Genomic DNA, 25,032 nt, shown 5'->3' on the forward strand with positions numbered 1-25,032 from the left:
ACGCTGGCTTATGGGCAGGGCAATAGGGCTCAAGAGGCATCGTCGGTGGGGGTTAGAAAGGCGCGTATTCGTGCGCGGGCAGCCAGAAGCCGTCAATCCAGTCTTCAACCGGGTAACACCCCGCATGGCGCAGGTTCTGCTCTTTCATTGCGAACAGGCATTGGCGCTCATCGCGCAGTACGTCAACCACAATGTCGGCACAGCCGCCATCCAGATAGCATACAAACATCACTAATGCATACATCGCTTTCCTTCCTTACTGACACAGCCAAATGCCGCCAGGATTTGTCGGTTTCCTGAAGAAGCCGTAACGAATCTGGCCCGGGGGCGACGCATTGAGTATAGGTGAAAAATGTGCTAACTGCTTAATCGCGCGGGGCTAATTGAAAAAATCACGTGTGCTGCTAAGCTTAACCTGTCTTAAGTAGAGGTAACAACACAACCATCAACAGGAGTGATTATGGGACTGTTTAATTTCGTCAAAGAAGCTGGCGAAAAACTTTGGGACACCGTTACCGGTAATGCCGCCGATCAAAGCGCCAAGCTGAAAGAGCATCTGGACAAGAGTGGGCTGCCGGATACCGATAAAGTTGATGTTAAGGTTGTCGATGGTAAAGCGGTGGTGACGGGCGAAGGCATTAGCCAGGAATTGAAAGAGAAGATCCTGGTAGCCGTCGGTAATGTGGCCGGCATCAGCGGTGTTGAAGACCACGTTGCAGTGGCGCAGAGCGCGGCTGAAAGCCAATTTTATACGGTGAAAAAGGGCGATACCCTGAGCGCCATCGCCAAAGCGGTTTATGGCAACGCGAATCAGTACAATAAAATTTTCGAAGCCAACAAACCGATGTTAACCCACCCGGACAAGATTTATCCGGGCCAGGTTTTGCGTATCCCGCAGTAACCCCCCGCCCGCGTAAAGTACCAACCGGTCATAGACCGGTTTTTTATTCCCTTGATGACAGATATACTCCTTCGGCAAACACGCCGTTGGCGTGATGAATTAAGACATACTGCGTGAAAAAACCCCGCAATACCCTAAAAGAAACCGATGAACGTGAAGCGTTAGGGGATATTCCGTTTGCCATCACCGTGCTGGCAATGGCATCCTGCTCGCTGATCGTTTTGGCGCTCATAGTCACGTTGTGGTTGACATAACGTCATGCACACAGGAGAAAACATGGAGCACAATCTCCACGACGAAACAAAACTGCTCGCTATCATTGGCCTGCTGGTCGCTGTACTGCTCGTGGTATCGATACTGTTCGGCATAACCTACTTTTCAGACACCCACAACACGCATGAAGGTGTTGATGTGCAAAATTGCTACCTTAAAACGCCGTAGCGTCTGGCTAAAATATGCACTGTCGCTCGGCTAAGCGCAGCGGCAAATATAAATTTCACTGCGCATTCGCCTATTTGCTCCTTATTGGTGCAATGGGATGGCTAAATAGCGTGGCGATTTTTGCGCAAATAAAAAGCAATAAAGTAAGGGATAACAATGGCGGGGTGGGGCTGCGGGCTGCCATTCCGGCGCATTGCTGCACCTTCCCCGTCAGAACGGGCCTGCCAGCGGGCTGGTAACCCGGTTTCGGTGATGTGATGCAGGATATTTGTACTCATGCTGCCGGCGTTATACTGGATAAGTGTGATCTAACATCCATATTTTTAATCCCGTCAGGCGGGTGCGGTTAAATAGTGATCTCCAGCAAGTAATTAACGCCAATAGGCAATTAAGATACTTCTTATGAACTGAATTACCAACACTGTTAGTTGATGCCTGTGAGGTTGTTATGAGCCAAATACTCTACCGTGCAAGATTGTCCCATGTCGTTATTGTAACGGCAGCGTTTTGGGTTTCTATCGCTACTTTATTGGTGGTGGCGCTAAACTAAGCCGGTTGTTTAAAATAATTTATTTGGCGCTGGGCCCATATTCTGTGGCCTGGCGCAATTAATGTGTATTTTATCCCTTCTTTTGGATTTCCCATCCGCCGTTAGCGATCGTCAATACCCGTCATTCCATAATGCATAGAATGCCTTTGTTCGATTTATTTTCTTTTATTTTAACGAGTTATCACGGGTTGGGGCGAGGGCTGCGCGTAGTGGCCTGGGCTAGGTGCGCTCACGCGGTTTTTTGATGGATAATATGCAACGGCGGGTCGATATGCAGATCTACACTGAGATCCTGGCGGAAATCATAAGGCGTGATGTTGAAACGCTTCCTGAACATATAGGTAAAGTGCGACTGCGAGCCAAAACCAAAGTCCATGGCGATGTCGAAGATAGAGGCATCACTGCTGCGCAATTGATACACCGCTCCGGCTAAACGGCGCTCACGGATATATTTGCCCAGCGATATCCCGGTGGCTTCCTTGAACAGTTTTTGCATGTGCCACAGTGAGTAACCGGAATACGCAGCCAGTTCTTCCAGGTGAATGACTCGCCCCAGGTGGGTTTCAACCCATTTGCTGAGGGCGCAGACCAATGAGAGGTGGTGTTCTTGAATCATCAGCGCGTCTGTGTGAGATCTACATGATCGTGAAGTATACACAACTTGCGGCAGGGGACAAAAAAACCGGCCGCCGCGCGCCGTTTAATTCAGACAAATCCAGCGGGCCACCCCGGCATTGGGGGGAGCGCGTCCGCGGCCATGCGTAGAGAACCTGTTGTCAGGCTAATGTAAAAAGGGGTACTCTGAATTTGCCCGCTACCGCCTCAAGTGGTTCAGGCCGCAGTGATAACAGCCAAGACAAAAGCTAGCCGTAACAACGTAGCGTTGATGGGGTGATCGCATGTTAATGACAGTGATTATTACTTTGGTTGTGATTGTGGGCGTTGCTGCTTTTATGGCTGCCCCTACGATAATGGCAAATAATGCGGAAGGTGTGGGAGGTGAAAAACAGTGATTTTTGGCCGATTGATATGCCCCTGTGTGGGCTGACGTTCCTTTAAAGCCTGGGCGATGGCCCGGGCTTTCGTTTTCTGTGCGTTACACGTTTTTGCGTTCGACGGTTTCATCGCCCCAATAAAGCTGGTTGGCGTCGGTTTTGGCAAATGCCTTCGCCAACACGTCGTCGCTGCCTTCTTCCCAGATTTTCTGCGCTAATACTTCGTCATCGCCAGCGGCTTCGAAAATCGCTTCGGCGATTTCAACGGAGGTTTCCCGCACGCTAGCCCAGGATTTGATATTGTGGTTTGCCATAAAAAACTCCCTCTTTATGCATCAATGTGGCATGCGATATCGCAATGGATAGGTAAAGTATAGGCCAGTCCGGCGGTTTTTCCCGGCGCTGACGGCGTATTTATGCTGAAAAATCAGGGCTTGCGCGGCCAGGCGGCGGTAAAATCACGCGGTGCATGTTATTCTGTGCCGCCGCTGAATAAGAAGGAAGATTATTATGTCTACGATTTTGAGCAACGATCAGGAACTGGTGTCCGATCTGGTCGCCTGCCAACTGGTTATTAAACAGATACTGGATGTGATCGATGTGATTGCGCCGACGGAAGTCCGGGATAAAATGGCCAATCAACTGAAAAGCGTTGATTTCTCATCCAACCCGGCGGGGGCGGATCCGGTTACCCGGCGGGCGGTTGAAAAGGCCATCGCGCTAATTGAAATGAAATTCGAACGCTCGTGACACTGTAACGCACGCCGCCAGATAAGCCGTGGTGTGATCAGTCCACTACTGTCTCAACTTTTTTCAGCATGGGGCAGGATGAGGTGCCGATCACGCCATTCTCGCCGTTGAGATATTGGGCCGTCACCACGTTACGGGCGCTGAGATATTTGCACTGCAGGCCCAGGCCCGCGACGTTTTTTTGGCTGCCGATGAGCACGCCGTAGCCGGAGAACAACAATGCCCCATAGAGCACCGCCAACAGTACGCACAACTTCAGTAAATTTTTCACGTTCACTCCTTATTGTCGATTGCAGGCCTGATCTAGCCACGGTCGCCCGCGCCAGGCAACGGTAACAGTCTGAAAGATAGGATTTAACGTATCGTTAAACTTTGTTTAGGTTTGGTGTGTTAGCATTAAGAACCTATTAACACGTTAACAATGAGGCTGCTAATTTTGTTGCGGAAAAGAATCCTCATGATAATTGCCATCCTTGCAGCATGCTTGTTCTTTTATCTGCTGGCGCTGGATAGCTACTGTGATGAAGATGGGAGCTTTGCGCTTGGTATTTGCTCCATTACCCGTTTTATTCCCTGGTGACGGTTCGGCACTACGCTCTCTTTGCAGAAGATGTTGGTATCCCCCAGGGAATGCTAAGATGTGTGTTGTCTTTTTTTGCCGTTGAAAGGGTAGTCCATGTTCGATTTAGGTGTTGGCCCGGCGGGCCTGGTTTCGTTAGCGGTGGGCATTCTGGCGGTGGCCCTGGGGCTATGGCTGTGGTTCCTGGTCAACCGTGCCAGCGTGCGGGCAAATGAGCAGATACGTCTGCTGCAGGAAATTGCGGAACAGCAGCGCCAACAAACGGCCTTGCTGAAACGCTTGGTGCAGGATGCGCCGGGGGAAGAAACCGCCTCGACGGACGAGGCCGCCCCCGGGTTGGATTTTAGCGGTTTTGTGCCCGAGCGCTGATCGCTACGTGTTTTGCATGCCGCCGTGGTTCCACGGCGGCTGTCATAAATCTGTCGTATCGGCGTCGTAAGGTAATTCAAACTACTACAGGATGGATTAAGCCGATGATTAAATGGCATGAAGAAAGCGACGCTGAGGTTAACCGCAGCATTGCGTTGCTCACCGGGGAAAACCCGGACAAATGGTACCCCTACGGCGGTATTAAAGGTAAAGACTACTGTAAGAACCCCTCTGACGCCTGGCCGATTATCTGCGCCAACAAAATTAGCCTGAACGCCGACAGCCAGGGCAAGCCCGATCGCTGGCTGGCACGCATTGCCACCCATCAGGGCGAATGGCAGGCGGACAGCAATAGCCCACTGCGGGCTGCGATGATTTGCTTCCTGCTAAGCCGCCAGACCGAAGGCGTTGAATGCTAACGCCGCATAACGGATAACACCCCCCAGTTTCCTCGCTCGTTTCTGCCAAAAACCGCCCCTTTTGCCCGCCAGGGGGCGCTACTCCTTGCTACCTCCGGGGTTAAATGTTAAAAAACCGCCCACATTCACACGTGCTAACGCGCGATATTCTGCGTTAACTGCGCGGGATGTTCAGTCATATGAGGATAAAATGGGCGGCCAGGTTCAGGATACCGTGCTAAAACGCGGTTTAAAAAACAGACATATACAACTTATCGCGCTTGGCGGCGCGATTGGCACTGGGCTATTTCTCGGCATCGCGCAAACCATCAAAATGGCGGGGCCATCGGTACTGTTGGGGTATGCGATAGGGGGCTTTATTGCCTTTTTGATCATGCGGCAACTGGGGGAAATGGTGGTGGAAGAGCCGGTTGCCGGTTCGTTTAGCCACTTTGCCTATAAATACTGGGGCGACTTCGCCGGTTTTCTTTCCGGCTGGAATTACTGGGCGATGTTTATTCTGGTCGGCATGGCGGAACTGACCGCCGTCGGCATTTATGTTCAGTATTGGTGGCCGGAGATCCCCACCTGGGCTTCGGCGGCGCTGTTCTTTGTGCTGATCAACCTGATTAATTTAGTGAATGTGCGGATGTACGGTGAAACCGAGTTCTGGTTTGCCATTATCAAGGTTGCGGCAATCGTCGGGATGATCGGCTTTGGCGCCTATCTGTTGGCCAGCGGTAGCGGCGGGCCAGAAGCCAGTGTGCGCAACCTGTGGCAGCAGGGGGGCTTTATGCCGCACGGTATCTCCGGGCTTGTCATGGCGATGGCGGTGATTATGTTTTCGTTCGGCGGGCTGGAGATGGTGGGTATCACCGCGGCAGAGGCGGCAGAACCGCGTACCAGTATCCCCAAGGCCACCAACCAGGTGGTTTATCGTATTCTGATTTTTTACATCGGTTCGCTGGTGGTCCTGTTGTCGCTGTATCCGTGGAGTAAAGTTGCGGATGGCGGCAGCCCGTTCGTGCTGATTTTCCACGCGCTCAACAGCAACCTGGTGGCAACAATCCTTAATGTGGTGGTGCTCACCGCGGCGTTATCGGTGTATAACAGCGGCGTATACTGTAATAGCCGCATGCTGTTTGGCCTGGCTAAGCAGGGCAACGCACCGCAGGCGCTGACCCGGGTGAACAAGCGCGGTGTGCCGGTGTTGTCGATTGCGCTGTCGGCGCTGGTGACGTCTATCGGCGTGTTAATCAACTACGTGATGCCTGGGAAGGCGTTTGAGCTGCTGATGGCGCTGGTGGTCTCCACGCTGGTGATTAACTGGGTAATGATTTGCCTGGCGCACATGAAATTCCGCGCGGCGAAAAACCGGCAGGGCGTGATCCCAAGCTTTAAGGCGCTGTGGTACCCGTTTGGCAATTATCTGTGCCTGGCGTTCCTGGGCCTGATTCTGGTGATTATGTATTACAGCGAAGGGATCAGAATTTCGGTGTTGTTGATCCCGGCGTGGATCCTGCTGTTGTGGGTGGGATTTTTGCTGACGCGCCGTGGTAAAGCGGCCGCGGTGAAATAAACGCGCCGCCTGCGGCAATACCATGAGGCGCCCCTGGGCGCCTCTGGCGTTTTATCCGCGTGGCATTAAAGCTCCGGCTTTGTGGTTGCGGCCCAAGAGTTTGCGGCACAGCAGGAACAGGGTTGTCATAATATCAATCGCGACAACGCTGGCTATCAGCAGCCCCAGGATCAGAATGCTTAGCATCGCGCCAAACAGTGCCACCAGCGGCGCGGGGATACGCGCCCGCCGCAGCTTCATGGCCAGATACATTTTGCCGTATTGAACCTGGGCCAGCAGTTTGCTGCGGATGCTGCCCTTGCGGCGGACAGATGATTTGCGTGTTGTAGAACGGCCCATAAATTCCCCTTCATTGAATGACCGAAACAAGTAAAACATAACGTTCTTAAGAAATGCTTAACGGGCTCTGGCGGCCCTTACTGCATGACCATAACTGTGACAACAACATAGTGCGAAAGGTCAGTGGCGATAGAGAGTTTGCCCCATTTTGTGATAATTATCTTATCCTTTGGATGCAAATGGCTGTGGGTTACCCGGAGAGCGCCAATGAAGATCACTAATCGTTATTACAATGCCAGCAAGGCGCACCATACGCCGCAAGGGTTTCGCAACCTGGAGCCCACCCAGCGCCAGGAAGGCGATTTACAGCGCTGGCGGGCCGAGCGCAAAAAGCTGGGCTTGCCCAAGCCGCCGCAAATGGGGTACCGGCAGTTTACTCAACGCTGGTGGCAGCAGGCCAATCTGCAGGGCAGTAACGATAGCGTATGGTGGTTGGGCCATGCCTCGGTATTAATGCGCCTGGGCGGGCGTTACGTGTTGATTGACCCTGTGTTGTCGCAGCGCGCCTCGCCGCTGAGTTTTTATGGCCCGAAGCGCAAAACGCCATCGCCGCTGGCGGTGCGAGACTTGCCCGCCGTGGATGTCTTGCTGATTTCCCATAACCATTACGATCATTTGGATCGGCGCACCATCCGCCAACTGGCCCGGCGTTTCCCACAGGCGACCTGCGTAGTGCCGTTGGGGCTGAAGCGCTGGTTTCGGCGTTATCGTTTTCAGCGCGTTGAAGAATTGGACTGGTGGGATAGCCTGGCATTGGGCGATCTGACCGTGCACGCGGTGCCCGCACGCCATTGGAGCATGCGCACCCTGTGGGATCGCAACCGTTCTTTGTGGTGCGGGTGGGTTATCCACCACCCGGCGTTGCGCTTTTATTTCTCTGGCGACAGCGGTTATTCCGACCGGTTGGCGGAGATCGGCGCGCGCCTGGGGCCGTTTGATCTGGCGGCGTTGCCGATCGGCGCCTATGCGCCGCGTTGGTTCATGCAAACGCAGCATATGGATCCGCAGCAGTCCGTCCAGTTGTACCAGCAACTGAATGCGCCGCGGGCGTTCCCTATTCACTGGGGGGTGTTCGAACTGGCCGATGAGTCGCTGGATGAACCTCCGCAGCAACTGCACCAGGCGCTGAACGCCGCGGGTATGACGCAGCACGGTTTTCAACCATTGAAAATTGGTGAGCGGATAGATATCGGTGGCCGCAGTTAGCGGCCATGAGGTGCCGGCACGCCAAGCCGCGTGGCTGCATAGCTATGCAGGGGGGGCGGCGGGCTATCGCCGCTAACGTTTTGGCCTGTGGCGCCTGCGCTGCCGTGCCGTTATCAGGCCGCCCAGTACGGGGCGCAGTAAGCTGATGTGGCTCACATTTATTAAAATTGTCATATGGAATATTGAATTTCATATAGATTCAAAATTTTTAACGTTTTAAGCAGTGCGCAGCCGGGCGCGTTCAGGCCGCTAAACTTGACCGTTTTGTTAAAATGCAGACGGGGTGCGGAGTGTGGCGGCATGCCCATGCCAAGCAGAAAACAGATAAAGCTTCAACATCTTTTAATCTGTTTAAGCTATTGTTGCGACTGACCGTTTCAAATATGTGCGACGTGTCGATCGACGATTAAAAATGGCTTGCCATCGCATACAGAGTATGTGATAACGCAATTGGGTAAAACGAGGTACAGTTCTGTATATGTGTGGCATTTTCAGTAAAGAAGTTCTGAGTAAAGACGTTAGCGTTGAATACCGCTTCTCTGCCGATCCTTATCTTAGTGCCTCAAGCAGTAACGACTCTAGTTTGTCTATGTAACGCCTACGGGCGGTTTAAACAATCCAAAGGAAATACTCAAGATGGCAAAGATCAAAGGTCAAGTTAAGTGGTTCAACGAGTCTAAAGGTTTCGGTTTCATCACCCCGGCTGACGGCAGCAAAGATGTGTTCGTACACTTCTCTGCAATCCAGGGTAACGGCTTCAAGACCCTGGCTGAAGGCCAGAACGTTGAGTTCGAAATCCAGGATGGCCAGAAAGGTCCATCTGCAGTTAACGTAACTGCTATCTAATCAGCGTCAGCTGTATAAAAAGCCCGCCATGTGCGGGCTTTTTCGTTGTAATGAACCACTGGTTTTTTGCCTGTTTATTTCCCTTGATGCATGATAATCCCGGCATATTGATTACGGCCCTTAATCCCCGGATGGTTGGGATCTGCCGCCCGGCGGTGGCTGTTGCGGCGAAAGCTGGTGTATTTGAAACGGTACGGCAATGCCGGATCCTGATTCAGGGTGCAGATAGTGCAACTGCCAGCCTGATCGACGCCGGCAAAGCCCAGATCTTGTAATTTCCTGGCGGCGATCGCCGCCAAATCCAGGTGCCGGTAGTGTGGGCTGATAAGCGGCGCGGGCAACGGCAGCGCCTGTTGGAACTGCTCCACCAGCGCTTCATCAACCTGATAGCAGCAGGCGCCGGCTGCCGGGCCGATAGTCGCCACCCAGTTGGCCGTGCTGTCTGCGCGAGTAATGTGTGCGGCCATGCATTCCAGGATGCCATTCAACAGCCCGCGCCAGCCAGCGTGCACGGCGCCAATCGCTGTGCCGTCACGGCGGCTGAACAACACCGGCAGGCAGTCGGCCGTGAGCACGTTGAGCAGGATGCCCGGCTGCGTGGTGTAAAAACCGTCGGCTTCGCCGCAGGCCTGGTGCGGCGCGGTAACGTCAACAATGCGTGTTCCGTGCACTTGTTTCTTTTCTGGCATGGTGTGTTGGTAGCGCGCCAAATGTTCGGGGAGCAGGGCGCCCTTGTTGCCAAAACCGTGCTCAATGGTGGGGATTGCGCCAAGCAGCGCAGAGTAATCAGCCATAAAACATTCTTGCCTGCGTCAGGGAACCAGCCCCCAGTGTAATCAGCTTTGTTTGGCGTTGACCAGCGGAATTAGGCTGTGCCAAGCAAGAGGCCGTAGCGGCGGTTGTTGCCCTGCGTGGCGGGATGAAACGGGATGTCGCCTTGCAACGTCATTACGCCTTCTTTAGACTAGGCACGCTCCGGCTGGAATGCCTGGGGCTTTGCCTAATGCACCTCTCTTTCTGGAATCTTCGTCATCATGTCTTATCAGTGCCCTTTGTGTCATCAACCGCTCCATTTTGCTACCCGCCAGTGGCGTTGCGAGAGCAACCATCAGTTCGACTGTGCGAAAGAAGGTTATGTCAACCTGATGCCGGTGCAGCATAAACGCTCGAAACAGCCGGGCGACAGTGCGGAAATGATGCAGGCGCGCCGGGCCTTTCTCGATGCGGGGTTCTACCGTCCGCTGCAGCAGCGGGTGGCTGAACTGCTGGATGATGCGTTGAGCAGCAGCGCAAGCGTTCTGCTGGATATTGGCTGTGGTGAAGGGTATTACACGGCGGAAGTCGCCGCACGGCTCGCGCAGCGGCGGGCGTTTAGCACTTACGGGCTGGATGTGGCTAAAGTGGCTGTCCGCTACGCCGCGAAACGTTATCCTGCCGTTGCGTTCTGTGTGGCATCAAGCCACCGTTTGCCATTTGCGCAAGCCTCTCTGGATGCGGTACTGCGCATTTACGCGCCCTGCAAAGCCGAGGAGCTGGCGCGGGTGGTAAAACCCGGCGGGGTAGTGGTGACGGTATCGCCCGGCCCGCGCCACCTTTACCAGCTTAAAGAACAGGTTTACCAGCAAACCCAACTTCATGCCGAGGTTGATGAGCAACTGCCTGGTTTTACCTGTGAAAGCAGTGAACAGCTGAGTTACGCGATGGCTTTGCCGGGCGAGCAGGCGGAAAATTTATTACAGATGACGCCGTTTGCCTGGCGCGCCTCGCCGGAGGTGCGGCAAAGCCTGGCGAGCCGTGCGCTGTTTGATTGTGAGACGGATTTTACGATCAGGTTGCACCGGCGGCAGGAATAGGCGTTTTTTAAGGGAGAGGGGGGAAACGGCCAGGGGCCTGTGTTGGCCCCCGGCGTTGCTGGGATGACCTGTCAGGAAAGATAACCCAGGTGCTCCAGCAAAATATTCACGCCGATGCCAATCAATACGACACCGCCGATCACTTCCGCCCGTTTGCCAAACAGCGGGCCGATAAAGCGGCCAATCATCATACCCAGCGTCGCCATGATCATGGTGGCGCAGCCGATGGCCATCGCGGTGTGCACGATATTAACCTGCAGGAAGGCCAGGCCGACGCCGATCGCCATCGCATCCAGGCTGGTAGCGATGGCTGTCGCTACCAATACCCAAAAGCCGTGGCGGCGAACCTGCGGTTCTTCCTCGGTGCGGTGGCGCATACCTTCAACGATCATACGCATGCCAAGAATGAACAGCAGGCTAAACGCCACCCAGTGATCCCATTCCATAATATAGCGGCTGGCATACAGACCAATGCCCCAGCCAATCAGCGGGGTAATGGCTTCGATGATGCCAAAAATAAGGCCGGTACGGAGTGCTTCACGAAAACGGGGTTTATGCAGTGTGGCGCCTTTGCCGATTGATGCAGCGAAAGCATCCATGGACATGCCAAAAGCAAGAATAAGCGTTGCGGATAGATTCATTTGAAATAACCTCGGCCGGGAGCCTCCATATACACGTAACCCACCCCCAACCATACGACGGAGTCACGTGCCTATGGTCTCGCCAACCTTTCCTGGCTACCCGCACCACGTTTTAACAACAAAACGAGTATGTTGATACGGGCGTTTCTGGCTGATACAACCCAGAAACCGGCTACTCCCCAATGACGGGCGCAACCTTATCACATTATTTTTGTTTGAGACAACCCTTAATTATACGCGGCATTTTGTGTAATTGAGACTTATTTTCATTAACATCAAATCATTCGAAAAATAAGGGTAATTATTACACAAAAAATAAAGAGAGGAAGCGACAGCGTTGCTGATTAATTACACAGGGTACTGCCGCAGTATAGTGATTGTTATTGTGGTTTTTATATTTTTATTTTTTGATTTTCAAGGAAAAAATGATAGATTTTTTCAAGGTCATCTAATTTCGTTACCTGAATTAATAAACGCCGCTGCTCTAAATCAATGGCCAGGATTCCGTCTTCAGATAAATTCATCGCCTTAATACGTGGATATTCAATAAAGGCATTAGCATAGAAAAAACCTTGGGGTTTAAACAACAATTTCGGCCAGCGAATATAGAAAATGTAGACGCTAATCAGCGCTAATGAAATTAATAACCACGTTGTTAATGGCGACCCCTGATTGGTGATATTGCGGTAAACCAAAATGGCGAGCAGGCCGACAAAGATCAGGCAATCGATACGGTTACTGCGTTTCAGCGGCACTTTCAACAGCGTTTGCCCCTTCATCCGTTCCATACCGAATTCATCATACAGCGCGTACAGCAGCATCAATGCGATAAAAACAACCATTGCGGCATCGGTCAACGACATTCCATCCCCAGCGAAATAATAGGCCGGGGGCATGCCCCCGGCAGCTAACGATTACAGGCCCAGCAGGCCAATCCAATAACCCAGAATACCGATGACAAAGAAGCCCAGAATGATCCACAGCGCGTTGACCTTTCTGCGCAGCAGCCACATACAGCCAAAGGTCAGCAGCAGCGGAATCAAGCCCGGCATCAACTGGTCAAGGATGGTTTGCACCGTGGTCACCGTGGTTTTACCGGTCTGATCGGTAATACTCGAAACCACCAGCGGCACGTTAACGTGCGTCCACTTGTTGACCAGCGCCCCCATAACAAACAGGCCGAGGATCGACGCCCCTTCCGTCAGTTTCTGCAGGAAGCCGCCGCCCATATCATTGACGATATCCGCGCCTTTACGGTAGCCATAGGCCACACCGTAATAACGCACCATCAGGCGCACCACGTTGAACAGCACGAAGAACAGCACCGGCCCGAGCAGGCTGCCGGTCATGGCGATGCCGGCGCCGAGAGCCGCGAATACCGGGCGCATGGTGCCCCAGAAGATAGGATCGCCAACCCCGGCCAACGGGCCCATCAGGCCCACTTTGATACCGTTGATAGCGGCATCGTCAATCGGCGCGCCGTTGGCCCGTTGTTCTTCCATCGCCAGCGTGACGCCCAGTACCGGCGCTGCCACGTAAGGGTGGGTGTTGAAGAACTCCAGGTGGCGTTTAATCGCCTGCTTGCGATCGTCGTTATTCTCCGGGTACAGGCGGCGAATGGCCGGCACCATGGAGAAACAGAACCCCAGCGCCTGCATGCGTTCAAAGTTCCACGAACCCTGGAACAGGTTGGAGCGGAGTACTACGCCGCGAATATCGGCCGGCGTGAGTTTCTTTTGCGTTGCAGTTGTATCAACCATGTCTCTCACCTATTCCTAGTCCAGTTCGTTATCAAGATCGTTGGGCTGTGCGGCACCGCCCTGAACAACCTGTGCTTTGTTGTATTTCGGGCTGAGCTGGATATACAAAATGGCCATCACTACGCCGATGACGCCCAGCGCAACCAGGTTGAAGTTGGTGAACGCGGCGGTAACGAAACCCGCATAGAAGAACGGCATCAGGTAGCCGGCGCGCATCATGTTAATAACCATGGCGTAACCGACGACAACGATCATGCCGCCTGCGATGTTCAGGCCGGTGGTGACCACTTCCGGGATGGAGTTAAGCAGCGTGTGGACGCCTTCGGTGCCGACAGAAACGGCAACGATGACTGCCGGAATGGCGATACGCATTGCCTGCAGCAGCAGGGCAGAGATGTGCAGCCAACTGATGGCGCGCAGGCTGCCCCGTTCCGCCGCGCTGTCTGCGGCATGCTGGAAGGCAACGGTGATGGTACGCACGATGATGGTAAGTACCTGGCCTGCCGCCGCCAGTGGGATCGCCAGTGCGATACCGGCCCCCACGCTTTGGCCGCCGGCGATAACCAGAATGGTGGATATGATGGATGCCAGAGCGGCATCCGGTGCGACTGCCGCGCCGATATTCATCCAACCGAGGGCAATCATTTCCAACGTACCGCCGATGATGATGCCGGTTTTCATATCACCGAGGATGATGCCGATCAGGGTACAGGCCACCAATGGGCGGTGGAACTGGAATTCGTCCAGAATGGACCCCATACCGGCAATACATGCAACGATAAATACCAGCACAATCTGAAGAGTGGTAATCTCCATTGTACTTCTCCTATGACCAAATCGCTCTGAGTAAAATAATTACTGGCAGATGCTATTAATTGAGTTTATTAATCAGATCCATCATTTTCAGTTGGTTATCGCTTGATACTTTTCTCACTTCTAATTCAATACCGAGATCGTTTAATTTCTTGAACGCCTCAATATCTTTTTCATCGACTGAAACGGCATTATTTACCTGAGTTTTCCCCTGGCGGAATGCCATGCCCCCGATATTGACCGACTTAATCGCCACGCCGGCGTCAACTACCCGGCAAACGTCAGTCGGGTTGGTAAACAGCAGCATGACGCGATCGCCGGCATATTTAGGGTTATTCCAGACGCGGATCATTTTTGCCACATCCACCACGTGGGCGGTTACGCCGGGAGGTGCAACCTGGGTAAGCAACGTTTTGCGCACATGGTCGGCGGCCACTTCATCACTGATCACGATAATGCGGCTGACGTTGGTTTCTTTGGTCCAGCGGGTGGCAACCTGTCCATGGATCAAGCGGTCATCGATACGCGCCAGCCCGATTTTCATACGGTCATTCGGGCCGAGCGGCGCCTGTGGTGCAGCGGCCTGTGGCTTGGGTTGCGCCGCAGGTTTGGCTGGCGCCTCGGCAGGTTTTTTCAGTGCTTTAACGCCTTCACGCCCGGTTTCCAGCGCCAGGGCAACCAGCTCGTCAAAGCTTGGGTTGTCGTCGCGCGCCATAAACGTTTCCACCAGCATGGGAATATTAACCCCGGTGACAACTTCATAGTGCTCTTTATCTACGGCAATGCGGCTGGCCGCATTGAATGGACTGCCTCCCCACGTGTCAACCAGGAACAGGACACCGCCGCTGGTATCCAACCCACTGAGTTTACTGGTGTATTTTTCTATCAGGGTTTCGGCATTTTCTCCGGGAACGAAATCGATAAAGGCGACGTTATCCTGCTCGCCTAGTAGCATTTCCGCTGTTTTCAGCAATTGTTCCGCCGCTGTCCCGTGAGTGCCGATGATAATAGCTATTGCCACTCGCTACCTCCTCATTAAACTTCAGGCACGGATTGTGCGTCTTGCCGCCTTCCTGGCAGCGATTCCTCAGTTCAGATACATTATGGTAGAAATATAAAAAAGCGCCCTTAACACTTATCACCGCAGTTTCAAAAACCTGCGCCTGCCGTGGTAGGACACTGGTAATTATTTTAGTAAGTGAAAAAATAAATTTTGTGACGGCGCTCTGCTATTGAGCGCACGGTTTGATTGAAGTGATACATTTGCAGAATTAATCGACAAGCGTCGGCTTGGGAAAACGGGCCGGGATAAAAATCTCTCTTGCCTGCCCAAAATTTCCTGATAAAGTGATTTCTTCTTTCATCACTCAGGAGTGAAGGGCATCAGCCCACCCTATGGACTGTCACCGAAGTTACTGTTTTCCAAGGTTCTACCCGCCACCTGCTGGCGTAAAATCCACGTCACGGCCGCTCGGCTATTCACCGGTAATCCCATTTTCATCCCGTACCGTATTCACCACTGGCGCCGCCATGCATCAGCACGGCTTGGCTATTCTGTCTTTTTCCGGAGTCTGATATGGAATTTTTAATGGACCCCTCAATTTGGGCAGGTTTATTGACGCTCGTCGTCCTGGAAATTGTTCTGGGTATCGACAACCTGGTGTTTATTGCCATTCTGGCCGACAAACTACCGCCAAAACAGCGGGACAAAGCGCGTATTATCGGCCTGTCTTTAGCGCTGTTGATGCGCCTTGGTTTGCTGTCCGTGGTGTCGTGGATGGTGACGTTGACGACGCCGCTGTTTAGCGTGGCGAGCTTCAGTTTCTCCGGCCGCGATCTGATTCTGCTGTTTGGCGGTGTGTTTCTGCTGTTCAAGGCCACCATGGAGTTGCACGAACGGCTGGAAGGGCATGCCCATCAGGATGGCAGCAACCGTGGTTACGCCAAGTTCTGGGCGGTGGTGGTGCAGATCGTGATCCTTGATGCGGTCTTCTCGCTGGACGCGGTGATTACCGCTGTGGGGATGGTCAACGATTTGCCGGTGATGATGGCGGCGGTCGTGATTGCAATGGCGGTGATGCTGCTGGCATCGAAATCGCTGACTAACTTCGTTAACGCTCACCCAACCATTGTGGTGCTGTGCCTCAGCTTCCTGTTGATGATCGGCTTGAGCCTGATTGCCGAAGGCTTTGGGTTGCATATTCCGAAAGGCTATTTGTACGCCGCGATCGGCTTCTCGATCCTCATTGAGTTGTTTAACCAGATTGCCCGCCGTAATTTCATCAAACACCAGGCGCACCGCCCGATGCGCGAACGCACGGCGGAAGCCATTATGCGCTTGATGGGGCAACGGCGCGCTCAGCAGCAGGCGGTGGAAGATACGCCACTGCCGGTGGAAGAGGCCTTTGCCGAAGAAGAGCGTTACATGATCAGCGGCGTGTTGACGCTGGCTTCCCGCTCGTTGCGCAGCGTAATGACGCCGCGTAGCGAAATTTCCTGGGTGGACTGCGATCGTTCGCCGGACGAAGTACGCGCTCAGTTACTAGATACGCCGCACAGTCTGTTCCCGGTGTGCCGGGATGAGCTGGACGAAATCATCGGTGTGGTGCGCGCCAAGGATTTGCTGGTGGTGCTGGAACAGGGCGGCGATATTGCCGAATTTGCTGCGCATACGCCGCCGATCGTGGTGCCGGACTCGATGGATGTGCTCAAGCTGCTGGGCGTGCTGCGCCGGGCCAAGGGTAGCCTGCTGGTGGTCAGCAACGAATTTGGCGTTGTACAGGGGCTGGTGACGCCGCTGGACGTGCTGGAAGCTATCGCCGGTGAGTTCCCCGATGAGGACGAAACCCCGGAGATTGTGGCCGATGGCGACGGTTGGCTGGTGAAAGGCGGTGCGGACCTGCATTCGCTGGAGCAGGTGCTGGATTGCGGCGATCTGGTCAGCCCAACGGCGGATTATGCCTCGCTGGCGGGGTTCTTGTTATCCTACTGCGGCCAAATGCCGGCGGTGGGTGACGTGATTGAGTTGAACCAGCTGCGCTTTGAGATCCGTGTGGGCACCGATTACCGCATTGAGCTGGTGCACATCAGCAAAATCGCTCCACCGGAGCCAGAAGAAGAGTAACCGGTTGGCTGTTTAACGTCGCCGCCTGTCGTTGTGTACAAGGCCTGGCCCGGTGCCAGGCCTTGTTGTTTTGCACTAGCGGCCATCAGGCGTGCCGAGCGGCGTATCCTGCGGTGCGGCGGCGCTCAGCCAGTCAGCCCGCATATCCTGCGAACGCAAGTGTTCTTCATAGTGCTGCAGCCACAGCGGAAATTCGTTAATCGGCATTGGCTTGGCAAAATAGAAACCTTGCAGCGCATTAACCCCGCGTGCGCGCAGATGCTCCAACTGTTCCTCGGTTTCGACGCCTTCGGCGACCAGCCTGATTTTAAGGGCGTTCGCCAGCGCAATGATGGTATCCGTCACGGTAGCGTTAATGGCATCGGTACCGATCGCGGCGGTGAAGCTGCGATCGATTTTCAGAATATCGGGATTGAGCTTCTTCAGGTAGCTTAGCGAACTGTGCCCGGTGCCAAAGTCATCAATGGCCAGCATGATCCCCATTTCCTTCAATGCCTTGATTTGCTCATAGTGATCGGCCGCCAGTTCGGTGCGCTCGGTTAATTCCAATACCAGTGAAGGCATCGGTTGCGCCGGTTGCCAAAGCCGGTTGATGTCCTTCAGCAGGTAGGCGGCGTTGAAGTGTTCGGCGGCCACGTTGATACTGATGTAGAATGAAGGCCGCGGCGGGAACAGGGCCAGGTTTTCCACCACGGTGCTTAACAGGTAGCGCGTCAGCGGAATAATCAACCCGTGCTGTTCCGCCAGCGGAATGAAAACATCAGGCGAAACCCAGCCCTGGCGTTTGTTTTGCCAGCGCAGCAGTATTTCCACCCCCATGCAGCGCCCGGTTTCGCCATCAATGATCGGCTGGCAATACACAAGAAACTTGCGGTGGGTGATCGCATGGCTAATATAGTAAGCCAGGCTCATGCGGTTGGCGCTGATTAAATAGGCCACATAGCCGGCCAGCAGGCTGATCAGCAGGGCTAATGGGATCTGGTGCGGCAGTTTTTCCAGCGCCAGAATTTCCGCGCTGGGGCCAAAGACGGTGATTGAAAACGGGTATTCGCTGGAGCTGGCGGTATAGCGCAAATCATCGGGCTGGTTTTCCCGGCGCAGCAGTTCCCGTTGATTGTAACCCAGGCTAAAGTTGGCAACGTTGAGCTCTACGCGGCGGGCGTAGGGCTCCTGTGGCTCCAACAGGAAGCTGGCCAGCAGTTCGATACCGAAGACCTGCAGCACGCCGCGTGAGCGATCGGCCGGATCCGGCAGCCACATCTGTAAAATCGGGGTGCCTTTGGATACCGTCATTGATGAGCGCAACGCCAGTTTGGTTTCACTGTTGGCCATGCCGGGCAAATTGCTGTTAAACGGATATTGCCGCACGCCAAAGATGCTGGAGCAGTAAACATTATCATTTTTAACCAGCAACATGGCGCGCACCCCGGCATTTTGTACCGTACGGTAGCGCAGGGTGGGAATAATGGTTTCGCAGCTTTCATTGAGCAGCGGCATTGAACGCAGCGCCTGCTGGTGTGCGGGCATCAGCACCTGATTGAGTTTTGTGACAATACGCCTGGCCAGCACCTGCTGACTTTGCTCGATATCTTTAACTTCCTGATAAAAGCGGCTATACAAAGAAACCAGCAGAACAACGACCCCAACAAAACTGGCCAGCAGCCAGCGATAGTAGCGGTATTTTGTCACGGAGAGCTGGGACATTAACATCCGGTAAATCCTTGTTCGCCAATCAGCCTGAGACTACGGTCAGGCAAAATGCCCACGGAATATTTCTCAATTCTAGCCTGTTGCGATGCAAAATTGATGATAACTCAACAAATTAATTTCACTCTTGCGCAGTTACAGCGCGCAAAGGGTAAAACGGGTGAGCAAGGGAAAATAAAAAACGCCAGTGACTATGTCACGTATCGGAGCGAATGTCTTGAAATTGGCAAAGGGAACCCCGCAGAGCCTGCGGGGAGCAAAAGAGGGTATCAGTCGCACTGCACTTTTATCGCCAAACCACCGCGTGAGGTTTCACGATATTTGGCATTCATGTCCTTACCGGTTTCGTACATGGTTTCGATAACTTTATCCAGTGATACGCGTGGTTCGCTGGTGCGCCGCATCGCCATACGGGCGGCATTGATTGCCTTCACGGCGGCGATGGCGTTGCGCTCAATGCAGGGCACCTGAACCTGGCCGGCGACCGGATCGCAGGTCAGGCCCAAATTGTGTTCCATGCCGATCTCTGCCGCCACGCAAACCTGCTCCGGGCTGCCGCCCAGCAGTTCGGCCAGCCCGGCCGCCGCCATCGAACAGGCCACGCCCACTTCGCCCTGGCAACCGACCTCTGCCCCAGAGATCGAGGCGTTCATTTTATACAGAACGCCAATTGCCCCGGCGGCCATAAAGTAACGGATATAGATGTCCGTGCTGACCGGCGCGATGAAATGGTCGAAATAGGCCAGAACCGCAGGCACAATGCCACAGGCGCCGTTGGTTGGTGCGGTCACGACGCGCCCGCCGGCAGCGTTTTCTTCGTTCACCGCCAACGCAAACATATTAATCCAGTCGATCACGTTCATTGGATCGCTGGAATGCTTGTCGGAAGAAACCAGCATCCTGCGCAGCGCCGAGGCCCGGCGTGGCACGCGCAGCGGCCCCGGCAGCACGCCCTCGGTGTTCAGGCCGCGGTCGATACAGGCGCGCATGGTCTGCCAGATGTTGTCGAAGTAGGTTTCAATCTCTTGCCGGTTACGCAGCGAAAGCTCGTTTTTCATCACCATGCCGGACAGCGACAGGCCGGTTTGGCGGCAGTGCTCCAGCATTTCGCGCGCGGAATGGAACGGGTAGGGAACGGATACCTTGCTGAGCGCGGTTTTGCCGAAGTTTTCTTCATCGACAATAAAACCGCCGCCGATCGAATAATAGGTTTTGCTGTAAACCTGCTGCTCCCCGGCGAAGGCATGGATTTGCATGCCGTTTTCATGCAGCGGCAGGTTGTCGCTGCGGAACACCATCCCACTATCACGCGGAAAATCCACTTCATGCCGGCCATTGGCCAGTATCAGGCGCTGGCGCTGTTCGACATCGCTGATAAAGCCCGCAATATGATCGATATCCACCGTATCGGGCTGGTTGCCCGCCAGGCCGAGAATAATGGCGATGTCGGTATGGTGGCCTTTGCCGGTTAACGACAGAGAACCGTAAACATCCACCGCGATACGTGTGACGGTGGGCATCAGGCCGCGATTAACCAGATCGTCGGCGAACTGTTTGCCGGCTTTCATTGGCCCCACGGTATGGGAGCTGGATGGCCCAATACCGATTTTGAACATGTCGAAAACGCTAATCACGCGGGAACTCCTTCAAACGGCATGCTGCCAGGGGCTGGCGGGTTAAATAGGCGACAGGGATTTCCGACATTCTATAAGGGCCATACCGCTTGTGTTGCTTTTTTCGCATGAAATAAAATAATCCTTGGTATTGCCAGATAAGCTGACGTCATCGGCGATGAGAGAGGTTTAGAGGGTTGCTTTGCCTCATTTTTTATCGCCAGATTGTGTCGGATCGCATTATCTTTTTTTGTTTATTTTATGAACTTCTTTCTAGTGCTTTGTTCTGCTATATGTTTTTTGAGTGAAATTTATTTATGTAAAGTGGTTATTTCGCGGCATTTTAGAATGAATCTAGCGGGAAAGGTAGTGGAAAGTGAGCGGAAAAAAGTGATGGCGATCGCTTTCCTGGGGGAAAGGTGCATCGCCACGAGGTGCGCGGTGATGAAACCGCCCACGGCCAGGCGCTAGCGGCTAACCTGTTGCGCCAGCCGGCGAATGATCGCGGCGGTTAATCCCCAAATAAACTGGCGTTGATACCAGGAAAGATAAACCCGCTGCCGGCGGTCGCCGCGCTTGATATCCAGCGGATAATAGCGCGTTAACGTCAACGCCTCCTGCAGTGGGATTTCAAACAGTTCGGCGACTTCCCCGATATTGGCATGAAAGTGGATATCCGGCGGCACCAGCCCAACCACCGGAGTAACCCGGTAGCCGCTGGTGCTGTCGAATGGCGCCATCTGGCCAAGCACCGTGACGGCCTGCGGGGGAATCGCGACCTCTTCCTGCGCCTCGCGCAGCGCGGTGGCGATGGCGGAGCCGTCCGTTGCATCGCTCTTGCCGCCGGGGAAGGCCACCTGGCCGGCATGGTGGCGCAAGATATCGGCGCGGCGGGTGAGCAGCAAGGTCGGCTCTGGGCGGCAGATAATCGGGATCAACACCGCCGCCGGGCGCGAGTGGCGGGACAGGGGCCTGGACTGCGGCAACTGCAGTTGGAAACGGCGGATAAACTCAACCAATTCGGCGGGATAACAGGGCTGACTCACGAAACGGTAAACTCCCCCAGTTGCGATAAAATACGGCCGACTTTATCCAGGGTTTCCTGATATTCGGCCTGCTCCTGGCTGTCGGCGACAATGCCGCCGCCGGCGGAGCAGTGAATACGGCCATTTTCAGCGATCAGTGTACGGATAGTGATGCTGGTGTCCATGGTGCCGCAGGCGCTGATATAGCCGATACTGCCGCAATACGCATTGCGCCGCTGTGGCTCCAGCTCTTCGATAATTTCCATCGCGCGCACCTTCGGCGCGCCGGTAATCGAGCCGCCTGGGAAACAGGCGCGCAGCAGTGCCGTCGGCGACGTATCGGCCGGCAAAATCGCGGTGATGGTGCTAACCAGGTGATGGACGGCCGGGAACGGCTCCACCACGAACAGCTCCGGCACCCGCACGCTGCCGGGCTGGGCGACGCGGCCAATATCGTTGCGCAGCAGATCGACAATCATCAGGTTCTCGGCCCGATCCTTCTCGGCGTTTGCTAGGCGTTGGGCCTGGCGTGCATCCTCTGCGGCATCGTCCAGCCGCGGTAGCGTGCCTTTGATCGGCCGGGTCTGAATGCGCTGGTTTTCCAGCCACAGAAAGCGCTCCGGCGACACGCTCAATACCGCATTGTGCGGCAAACGCAGAAAGGCGGAAAACGGCGCGCGGTTACGCGTATTGAGCTGGCGGAATGCCTGCCACTCATCGCCGCGGTAGTCGGCAGTGAAACGCTGCGCCAAATTAATTTGGTAACAGTCGCCGCTGCGCAGGTATTCCTGCACGCGGCGGAACCTGGCGCCATACTGTGCCCGCGACATGTTGGCGCGCCACGGGCTGGTGAGGGCGAACGGCGGCTGTGGCTGCGCCCGCTGTTGCTGTAGCCATTGCCAGCGTTGTTCGACGTCCCCGTAGCTCAGCAGCACCAGCGTTTTCTGCTGATGATCGGCAACCAGCGCCCAGTCATAAATGCCCACCGCCATATCCGGCAACGCCAGATCCGCCTGCGCCAACTGCGGCAGGGTTTCCACCCGGCGCCCGAGATCATAGCCAAACAGCCCTAGCGCTCCGCCCTGAAACGGCAGGCTGTTGTCGGGCTGCGGGTGCAAATTGAGCCCGGCCAACTGTTCGTGCAGCAGGGTGAAGGGATCCGCTGCCGAACGCTGCCGCTGTTCGCCCTGCTGGATCGTGGTGGTTTCGCCGCGGGTAACCAGGGTGATGCGCGGTTCGGCCACCAGAATGTCAAAACGGCTATGGGCATGTTCGGCAAAGCCCGAATGCAGCAGCATGGCCCAGGGCCGCTGCGCCAGCGGCGCAAAGATGTCCAACAGGGCTTCAGGGGTATAAGGCAGTGATTTAAGGCTCGGGGCGTTTCCACTCATTGGGTTAACTAAACCTGGCTAACGGGGCTAAGACATCGGGTGCGCCATTTTGCCACACTCGCCCGGCCCGTGCATGTATTGCCGCCGCCGAGGGCGCGGGCTGATGGGAATAACAGGTATTGGGGTTCTTGGGCTTAGGGCGTATACTCACCCTCCACTTTAGCGGGGAGAAACGTATGATATCGGGTATGCCGGCTCTGACTCATCAGGAACAACAGGAAGCTGCGGAACGTATCCACCAGTTGATGCAAGAGGGCATGAGCAGTGGCGAAGCCATTGCGCGCGTTGCACAGGAAATCCGAGAACATCATCAGGGCGCCCGCGTGGCGGTCATGTTTGATGATGAAGACGAGATGAATAATGAAGAAAACGCGGCGTCTTCAGACGCAGAGGACGACAACGAGGATGACGATCCTGAACGCGCCTATTAAGCCACGTTGCTCGTAATAGATAGAGTAGGGCTAAAGCCACGCAGCGCATGGCTTTAGCAGGGGCGTTAGCCCTGGACCACCACGGCCGCGGCGGCCTGTTTCGCTAATGCTACCGCTTGTTCCGTATCTTCTGCGGTTGCCAGCGCAACGCCGAGCCGGCGTTTGCCGCCGATCTCCGGTTTGCCAAACAGGCGGATTTGATTAAAGCCGGTCAAAGCCTGCTCCAGGCCGCTAAAGCGCAGATCGCTGCTGGTCAGCTCCGGCAGGATGACCGCGGAAGCCGAAGGGCCGAACTGGCGAATGGCGCTAATCGGCAAGCCTAAAAACGCCCGCACGTGCAGCGCGAACTCGGACAGATCCTGGGAAATTAGCGTGACCATGCCGGTGTCGTGCGGGCGCGGTGAAACTTCGCTGAAAATCACCTCGTCGCCGCAGACAAACAGCTCTACGCCGAACAGGCCAAAGCCCCCCAGCGCCTTAACCACGTTTGCCGCGATCTCCTGCGCGCGGCTCAGGGCCAGGGCAGACATCTGCTGTGGCTGCCAGGATTCACGGTAATCGCCGTCTTCCTGGCGGTGGCCGATCGGCGCACAGAAGTGGATACCGTCGACGGCGCTGACGGTCAACAACGTAATCTCGAAATCAAATTTTACCAGCCCTTCGATAATCACCCGGCCACCGCCGGCGCGCCCGCCTTGCTGAGCGTAGTTCCAGGCTGCTGTGAGTTGCGATTCATCACGGATCAGGCTCTGGCCCTTGCCGGAAGAGCTCATGACCGGTTTGATAATGCACGGGTAGCCGATCTCGCTGACCCGCTGCCGGAAGGCTTCTTCGCTATCGGCGAAACGGTAACTTGAGGTGGGCAGACCGAGGGTTTCCGCAGCCAGCCGGCGAATCCCTTCACGGTTCATGGTCAGGCGCGTGGCTTCTGCGCACGGCACCACGCGCTGGCCCTGTTGTTCCAGCTCAACCAGCGTGCTGGTGGCAATGGCTTCAATTTCCGGCACGATATAATCTGGGCGTTCCTGTTCGATCAGCGTTTTTAACGCGGCGCCATCAAGCATATTAATCACATGGCTACGGTGCGCCACGTGCATGGCGGGCGCATTGGCATAGCGATCGACGGCAATCACTTCCAGCCCCAGACGCTGGCATTCAATGGCGACTTCTTTGCCCAGTTCGCCGGCGCCAAGCAGCATGACGCGGGTGGCGGAAGGGCACAGGGCGGTTCCAAGAGTTAGCATAGCTTCGTACCTGATTTGAAAATTAAACGGTCTGAAAACAAGCGCGCAGTATATACGAAAACGATTGCGCTGGCAGCAATCGAACCCGCGTCTTCTGAGTGAAGCCGCTGTTTTCATAACAAACGAAAAAATTTGCCCTGTCAGGATGATTATGCGTTAATAATCAGCGGCGAAAGAAGCCCCGCTGATTCAGGGGTTTCACGCTGTTAGTGCCGTTAAGGCAGGTTTATCAAGTAAAGGAAAGTCAAATGACTAAGATCACTGGTCACGTAAAATGGTTCAACGAAAGCAAAGGCTTCGGCTTTATCACTCCAGCCGATGGTTCCAAGGACGTTTTCGTTCATTTTTCCGCTATCGCTAGCGATGGTTTCAAAACTCTGGCAGAAGGCCAGCAGGTTGAATTCACCATCCAAGACAGCCCACGTGGCCCGGCTGCAGCCAACGTCGTTGCTATCTAAGCAACGCGCCGCTGCCAA

Annotated in this window: 31 protein-coding genes and 1 riboswitch; of the genes, 15 read left to right on the top strand and 16 right to left on the bottom strand. The window is 54.8% G+C overall.

Annotated elements, in window-relative coordinates; all coding sequences use genetic code 11:
* Positions 1-52 precede the first annotated feature (52 nt).
* Positions 53-244 (bottom strand): YdfD/YebW family protein, encoded by a 192-nt coding sequence (locus tag ACN28Q_RS22830; RefSeq protein ID WP_095848431.1) that lies wholly within the window; start codon positions 242-244, stop codon positions 53-55.
* 216 nt (positions 245-460) lie between these two features.
* Between ACN28Q_RS22830 and lysM the strand changes: the two genes are divergently transcribed.
* The 3 genes from lysM (at position 461) to ACN28Q_RS22845 (ending at position 1,342) form a co-directional block, all read left to right on the top strand.
* Positions 461-901, top strand: a complete 441-nt coding sequence (lysM, locus tag ACN28Q_RS22835; RefSeq protein ID WP_095848432.1) for a peptidoglycan-binding protein LysM — start codon at positions 461-463, stop codon at positions 899-901.
* Between the two features lie 113 nt (positions 902-1,014).
* Positions 1,015-1,155 (top strand): hypothetical protein, encoded by a 141-nt coding sequence (locus tag ACN28Q_RS22840; RefSeq protein ID WP_165907098.1) that lies wholly within the window; start codon positions 1,015-1,017, stop codon positions 1,153-1,155.
* Between the two features lie 22 nt (positions 1,156-1,177).
* Complete coding sequence (locus ACN28Q_RS22845) at positions 1,178-1,342, top strand: hypothetical protein (protein WP_165907099.1); 165 nt, start codon at positions 1,178-1,180, stop codon at positions 1,340-1,342.
* 779 nt (positions 1,343-2,121) lie between these two features.
* Here the strand turns inward: ACN28Q_RS22845 and ACN28Q_RS22850 are convergent.
* Together ACN28Q_RS22850 and ACN28Q_RS22855 are read right to left on the bottom strand one after the other, a co-directional pair.
* On the bottom strand, positions 2,122-2,508 hold the full coding sequence (locus ACN28Q_RS22850; RefSeq protein WP_095848433.1) for a helix-turn-helix domain-containing protein: 387 nt from the start codon (positions 2,506-2,508) through the stop codon (positions 2,122-2,124).
* A 480-nt stretch (positions 2,509-2,988) separates the two neighbouring features.
* On the bottom strand, positions 2,989-3,201 hold the full coding sequence (locus ACN28Q_RS22855) for a YccJ family protein (protein ID WP_095848434.1): 213 nt from the start codon (positions 3,199-3,201) through the stop codon (positions 2,989-2,991).
* A gap of 196 nt (positions 3,202-3,397) precedes the next feature.
* Between ACN28Q_RS22855 and ACN28Q_RS22860 the strand changes: the two genes are divergently transcribed.
* Entirely contained in the window at positions 3,398-3,637 is a 240-nt protein-coding gene (locus ACN28Q_RS22860) for a DUF2766 family protein (RefSeq protein WP_095848435.1), read from the top strand.
* A 37-nt stretch (positions 3,638-3,674) separates the two neighbouring features.
* Here ACN28Q_RS22860 and ACN28Q_RS22865 read toward each other — a convergent pair whose 3' ends face one another.
* Positions 3,675-3,908: a YobH family protein gene (locus ACN28Q_RS22865; protein ID WP_095848436.1), complete on the bottom strand. Its 234-nt coding sequence runs from the start codon at positions 3,906-3,908 to the stop codon at positions 3,675-3,677.
* Positions 3,909-4,094: 186 nt separating this feature from the next.
* Here ACN28Q_RS22865 and mgrB point away from each other — a divergent pair, with 186 nt between their 5' ends.
* From mgrB to ACN28Q_RS22885, 4 genes are all read left to right on the top strand, one after another.
* Complete coding sequence (mgrB, locus tag ACN28Q_RS22870) at positions 4,095-4,217, top strand: PhoP/PhoQ regulatory lipoprotein MgrB (RefSeq protein ID WP_095848437.1); 123 nt, start codon at positions 4,095-4,097, stop codon at positions 4,215-4,217.
* Between the two features lie 96 nt (positions 4,218-4,313).
* Positions 4,314-4,586 (top strand): YebO family protein, encoded by a 273-nt coding sequence (locus ACN28Q_RS22875; RefSeq protein WP_095848438.1) that lies wholly within the window; start codon positions 4,314-4,316, stop codon positions 4,584-4,586.
* Between the two features lie 104 nt (positions 4,587-4,690).
* Positions 4,691-5,005 carry a phage protein NinX family protein gene (locus tag ACN28Q_RS22880; protein ID WP_095848439.1) on the top strand — a complete coding sequence of 105 codons (315 nt, stop codon included), beginning with the start codon at positions 4,691-4,693 and terminating at the stop codon, positions 5,003-5,005.
* 190 nt (positions 5,006-5,195) lie between these two features.
* Positions 5,196-6,563, top strand: coding sequence for an amino acid permease (locus ACN28Q_RS22885; RefSeq protein WP_095848440.1), 1,368 nt, complete (start codon positions 5,196-5,198; stop codon positions 6,561-6,563).
* Between the two features lie 51 nt (positions 6,564-6,614).
* Here ACN28Q_RS22885 and ACN28Q_RS22890 read toward each other — a convergent pair whose 3' ends face one another.
* The gene (locus ACN28Q_RS22890) at positions 6,615-6,902 is read right to left on the bottom strand and encodes a hypothetical protein (RefSeq protein ID WP_095848441.1); all 288 of its coding nucleotides are present in this window, start codon (positions 6,900-6,902) and stop codon (positions 6,615-6,617) included.
* 207 nt (positions 6,903-7,109) lie between these two features.
* Here ACN28Q_RS22890 and ACN28Q_RS22895 point away from each other — a divergent pair, with 207 nt between their 5' ends.
* The 3 genes from ACN28Q_RS22895 to cspE (ACN28Q_RS22905) all read left to right on the top strand — a co-directional run bounded on the left by ACN28Q_RS22895 (position 7,110) and on the right by cspE (ACN28Q_RS22905) (position 8,954).
* Positions 7,110-8,108 carry an MBL fold metallo-hydrolase gene (locus ACN28Q_RS22895; protein ID WP_095848442.1) on the top strand — a complete coding sequence of 333 codons (999 nt, stop codon included), beginning with the start codon at positions 7,110-7,112 and terminating at the stop codon, positions 8,106-8,108.
* A 478-nt stretch (positions 8,109-8,586) separates the two neighbouring features.
* Positions 8,587-8,703 carry a DUF2627 domain-containing protein gene (locus ACN28Q_RS22900; RefSeq protein ID WP_002211058.1) on the top strand — a complete coding sequence of 39 codons (117 nt, stop codon included), beginning with the start codon at positions 8,587-8,589 and terminating at the stop codon, positions 8,701-8,703.
* Positions 8,704-8,744: 41 nt separating this feature from the next.
* Positions 8,745-8,954 (top strand): transcription antiterminator/RNA stability regulator CspE, encoded by a 210-nt coding sequence (gene cspE / locus ACN28Q_RS22905; RefSeq protein ID WP_002221949.1) that lies wholly within the window; start codon positions 8,745-8,747, stop codon positions 8,952-8,954.
* A 74-nt stretch (positions 8,955-9,028) separates the two neighbouring features.
* On the opposite strand, the gene pgeF is transcribed toward cspE (ACN28Q_RS22905), so the two are convergent.
* Complete coding sequence (gene pgeF, locus ACN28Q_RS22910; RefSeq protein ID WP_095848443.1) at positions 9,029-9,748, bottom strand: peptidoglycan editing factor PgeF; 720 nt, start codon at positions 9,746-9,748, stop codon at positions 9,029-9,031.
* 240 nt (positions 9,749-9,988) lie between these two features.
* Between pgeF and rlmA the strand changes: the two genes are divergently transcribed.
* The gene (rlmA, locus tag ACN28Q_RS22915; RefSeq protein ID WP_095848444.1) at positions 9,989-10,807 is read left to right on the top strand and encodes a 23S rRNA (guanine(745)-N(1))-methyltransferase; all 819 of its coding nucleotides are present in this window, start codon (positions 9,989-9,991) and stop codon (positions 10,805-10,807) included.
* A 71-nt stretch (positions 10,808-10,878) separates the two neighbouring features.
* Here rlmA and mntP read toward each other — a convergent pair whose 3' ends face one another.
* The 5 genes from mntP to manX all read right to left on the bottom strand — a co-directional run bounded on the left by mntP (position 10,879) and on the right by manX (position 15,042).
* The gene (gene mntP / locus ACN28Q_RS22920) at positions 10,879-11,448 is read right to left on the bottom strand and encodes a manganese efflux pump MntP (protein WP_095848445.1); all 570 of its coding nucleotides are present in this window, start codon (positions 11,446-11,448) and stop codon (positions 10,879-10,881) included.
* Positions 11,449-11,459: 11 nt separating this feature from the next.
* Positions 11,460-11,641, bottom strand: a riboswitch (yybP-ykoY riboswitch).
* 199 nt (positions 11,642-11,840) lie between these two features.
* The gene (locus ACN28Q_RS22925) at positions 11,841-12,311 is read right to left on the bottom strand and encodes a DUF986 family protein (protein ID WP_095848446.1); all 471 of its coding nucleotides are present in this window, start codon (positions 12,309-12,311) and stop codon (positions 11,841-11,843) included.
* Between the two features lie 51 nt (positions 12,312-12,362).
* Entirely contained in the window at positions 12,363-13,208 is an 846-nt protein-coding gene (locus ACN28Q_RS22930) for a PTS mannose transporter subunit IID (protein WP_095848447.1), read from the bottom strand.
* Between the two features lie 15 nt (positions 13,209-13,223).
* A complete protein-coding gene (locus ACN28Q_RS22935) occupies positions 13,224-14,024 on the bottom strand; it encodes a PTS mannose/fructose/sorbose transporter subunit IIC (RefSeq protein ID WP_095848448.1) in 801 nt (266 codons plus the stop codon).
* Positions 14,025-14,079: 55 nt separating this feature from the next.
* Positions 14,080-15,042, bottom strand: coding sequence for a PTS mannose transporter subunit IIAB (gene manX, locus ACN28Q_RS22940; RefSeq protein WP_095848449.1), 963 nt, complete (start codon positions 15,040-15,042; stop codon positions 14,080-14,082).
* Positions 15,043-15,597: 555 nt separating this feature from the next.
* On the opposite strand from manX, the gene ACN28Q_RS22945 reads away from it, so the two are divergent.
* Positions 15,598-17,145, top strand: coding sequence for a TerC family protein (locus ACN28Q_RS22945; RefSeq protein WP_095848450.1), 1,548 nt, complete (start codon positions 15,598-15,600; stop codon positions 17,143-17,145).
* A 75-nt stretch (positions 17,146-17,220) separates the two neighbouring features.
* Here ACN28Q_RS22945 and ACN28Q_RS22950 read toward each other — a convergent pair whose 3' ends face one another.
* The 4 genes from ACN28Q_RS22950 to pabB form a co-directional block, all read right to left on the bottom strand.
* Positions 17,221-18,855, bottom strand: a complete 1,635-nt coding sequence (locus ACN28Q_RS22950) for an EAL domain-containing protein (protein WP_095848451.1) — start codon at positions 18,853-18,855, stop codon at positions 17,221-17,223.
* A 266-nt stretch (positions 18,856-19,121) separates the two neighbouring features.
* Positions 19,122-20,486, bottom strand: a complete 1,365-nt coding sequence (gene sdaA, locus ACN28Q_RS22955) for an L-serine ammonia-lyase (RefSeq protein ID WP_095848452.1) — start codon at positions 20,484-20,486, stop codon at positions 19,122-19,124.
* 446 nt (positions 20,487-20,932) lie between these two features.
* Entirely contained in the window at positions 20,933-21,511 is a 579-nt protein-coding gene (locus tag ACN28Q_RS22960; protein ID WP_095848453.1) for a CoA pyrophosphatase, read from the bottom strand.
* A complete protein-coding gene (pabB, locus tag ACN28Q_RS22965) occupies positions 21,508-22,881 on the bottom strand; it encodes an aminodeoxychorismate synthase component 1 (RefSeq protein WP_095848454.1) in 1,374 nt (457 codons plus the stop codon). Before pabB ends, ACN28Q_RS22960 begins: the two co-directional genes overlap by 4 nt.
* 176 nt (positions 22,882-23,057) lie before the next feature.
* Here pabB and ACN28Q_RS22970 point away from each other — a divergent pair, with 176 nt between their 5' ends.
* The gene (locus ACN28Q_RS22970) at positions 23,058-23,312 is read left to right on the top strand and encodes a YoaH family protein (RefSeq protein ID WP_095848455.1); all 255 of its coding nucleotides are present in this window, start codon (positions 23,058-23,060) and stop codon (positions 23,310-23,312) included.
* 65 nt (positions 23,313-23,377) lie between these two features.
* Here the strand turns inward: ACN28Q_RS22970 and purT are convergent, their stop codons facing one another.
* Complete coding sequence (gene purT / locus ACN28Q_RS22975) at positions 23,378-24,556, bottom strand: formate-dependent phosphoribosylglycinamide formyltransferase (protein WP_095848456.1); 1,179 nt, start codon at positions 24,554-24,556, stop codon at positions 23,378-23,380.
* A 248-nt stretch (positions 24,557-24,804) separates the two neighbouring features.
* Here purT and cspE (ACN28Q_RS22980) point away from each other — a divergent pair, with 248 nt between their 5' ends.
* Positions 24,805-25,014 carry a transcription antiterminator/RNA stability regulator CspE gene (gene cspE / locus ACN28Q_RS22980; protein ID WP_095848457.1) on the top strand — a complete coding sequence of 70 codons (210 nt, stop codon included), beginning with the start codon at positions 24,805-24,807 and terminating at the stop codon, positions 25,012-25,014.
* Positions 25,015-25,032 lie beyond the last annotated feature (18 nt).

The organism is Gibbsiella quercinecans (assembly GCF_002291425.1).
In the GTDB taxonomy this organism is placed as follows: Bacteria; Pseudomonadota; Gammaproteobacteria; order Enterobacterales; family Enterobacteriaceae; genus Gibbsiella; species Gibbsiella quercinecans.

What these genes read in the sequence shown, in the direction of transcription:
- ACN28Q_RS22945 (WP_095848450.1), top strand. Translation starts at nt 15,598, where the DNA reads ATGGAATTTTTAATGGACCCCTCAATTTGGGCAGGTTTATTGACGCTC.
- ACN28Q_RS22880 (WP_095848439.1), top strand. Translation starts at nt 4,691, where the DNA reads ATGATTAAATGGCATGAAGAAAGCGACGCTGAGGTTAACCGCAGCATT.
- ACN28Q_RS22930 (WP_095848447.1), bottom strand. Translation starts at nt 13,208, where the DNA reads ATGGTTGATACAACTGCAACGCAAAAGAAACTCACGCCGGCCGATATT.
- ACN28Q_RS22895 (WP_095848442.1), top strand. Translation starts at nt 7,110, where the DNA reads ATGAAGATCACTAATCGTTATTACAATGCCAGCAAGGCGCACCATACG.
- cspE (WP_002221949.1), top strand. Translation starts at nt 8,745, where the DNA reads ATGGCAAAGATCAAAGGTCAAGTTAAGTGGTTCAACGAGTCTAAAGGT.
- ACN28Q_RS22925 (WP_095848446.1), bottom strand. Translation starts at nt 12,311, where the DNA reads ATGTCGTTGACCGATGCCGCAATGGTTGTTTTTATCGCATTGATGCTG.
- ACN28Q_RS22885 (WP_095848440.1), top strand. Translation starts at nt 5,196, where the DNA reads ATGGGCGGCCAGGTTCAGGATACCGTGCTAAAACGCGGTTTAAAAAAC.
- cspE (WP_095848457.1), top strand. Translation starts at nt 24,805, where the DNA reads ATGACTAAGATCACTGGTCACGTAAAATGGTTCAACGAAAGCAAAGGC.
- pabB (WP_095848454.1), bottom strand. Translation starts at nt 22,881, where the DNA reads ATGAGTGGAAACGCCCCGAGCCTTAAATCACTGCCTTATACCCCTGAA.
- ACN28Q_RS22900 (WP_002211058.1), top strand. Translation starts at nt 8,587, where the DNA reads ATGTGTGGCATTTTCAGTAAAGAAGTTCTGAGTAAAGACGTTAGCGTT.
- ACN28Q_RS22950 (WP_095848451.1), bottom strand. Translation starts at nt 18,855, where the DNA reads ATGTTAATGTCCCAGCTCTCCGTGACAAAATACCGCTACTATCGCTGG.
- ACN28Q_RS22860 (WP_095848435.1), top strand. Translation starts at nt 3,398, where the DNA reads ATGTCTACGATTTTGAGCAACGATCAGGAACTGGTGTCCGATCTGGTC.
- lysM (WP_095848432.1), top strand. Translation starts at nt 461, where the DNA reads ATGGGACTGTTTAATTTCGTCAAAGAAGCTGGCGAAAAACTTTGGGAC.
- rlmA (WP_095848444.1), top strand. Translation starts at nt 9,989, where the DNA reads ATGTCTTATCAGTGCCCTTTGTGTCATCAACCGCTCCATTTTGCTACC.
- mntP (WP_095848445.1), bottom strand. Translation starts at nt 11,448, where the DNA reads ATGAATCTATCCGCAACGCTTATTCTTGCTTTTGGCATGTCCATGGAT.
- pgeF (WP_095848443.1), bottom strand. Translation starts at nt 9,748, where the DNA reads ATGGCTGATTACTCTGCGCTGCTTGGCGCAATCCCCACCATTGAGCAC.
- ACN28Q_RS22970 (WP_095848455.1), top strand. Translation starts at nt 23,058, where the DNA reads ATGATATCGGGTATGCCGGCTCTGACTCATCAGGAACAACAGGAAGCT.
- ACN28Q_RS22890 (WP_095848441.1), bottom strand. Translation starts at nt 6,902, where the DNA reads ATGGGCCGTTCTACAACACGCAAATCATCTGTCCGCCGCAAGGGCAGC.
- purT (WP_095848456.1), bottom strand. Translation starts at nt 24,556, where the DNA reads ATGCTAACTCTTGGAACCGCCCTGTGCCCTTCCGCCACCCGCGTCATG.
- ACN28Q_RS22855 (WP_095848434.1), bottom strand. Translation starts at nt 3,201, where the DNA reads ATGGCAAACCACAATATCAAATCCTGGGCTAGCGTGCGGGAAACCTCC.
- ACN28Q_RS22850 (WP_095848433.1), bottom strand. Translation starts at nt 2,508, where the DNA reads ATGATTCAAGAACACCACCTCTCATTGGTCTGCGCCCTCAGCAAATGG.
- ACN28Q_RS22845 (WP_165907099.1), top strand. Translation starts at nt 1,178, where the DNA reads ATGGAGCACAATCTCCACGACGAAACAAAACTGCTCGCTATCATTGGC.
- ACN28Q_RS22875 (WP_095848438.1), top strand. Translation starts at nt 4,314, where the DNA reads ATGTTCGATTTAGGTGTTGGCCCGGCGGGCCTGGTTTCGTTAGCGGTG.
- ACN28Q_RS22830 (WP_095848431.1), bottom strand. Translation starts at nt 244, where the DNA reads ATGTATGCATTAGTGATGTTTGTATGCTATCTGGATGGCGGCTGTGCC.
- mgrB (WP_095848437.1), top strand. Translation starts at nt 4,095, where the DNA reads ATGATAATTGCCATCCTTGCAGCATGCTTGTTCTTTTATCTGCTGGCG.
- ACN28Q_RS22935 (WP_095848448.1), bottom strand. Translation starts at nt 14,024, where the DNA reads ATGGAGATTACCACTCTTCAGATTGTGCTGGTATTTATCGTTGCATGT.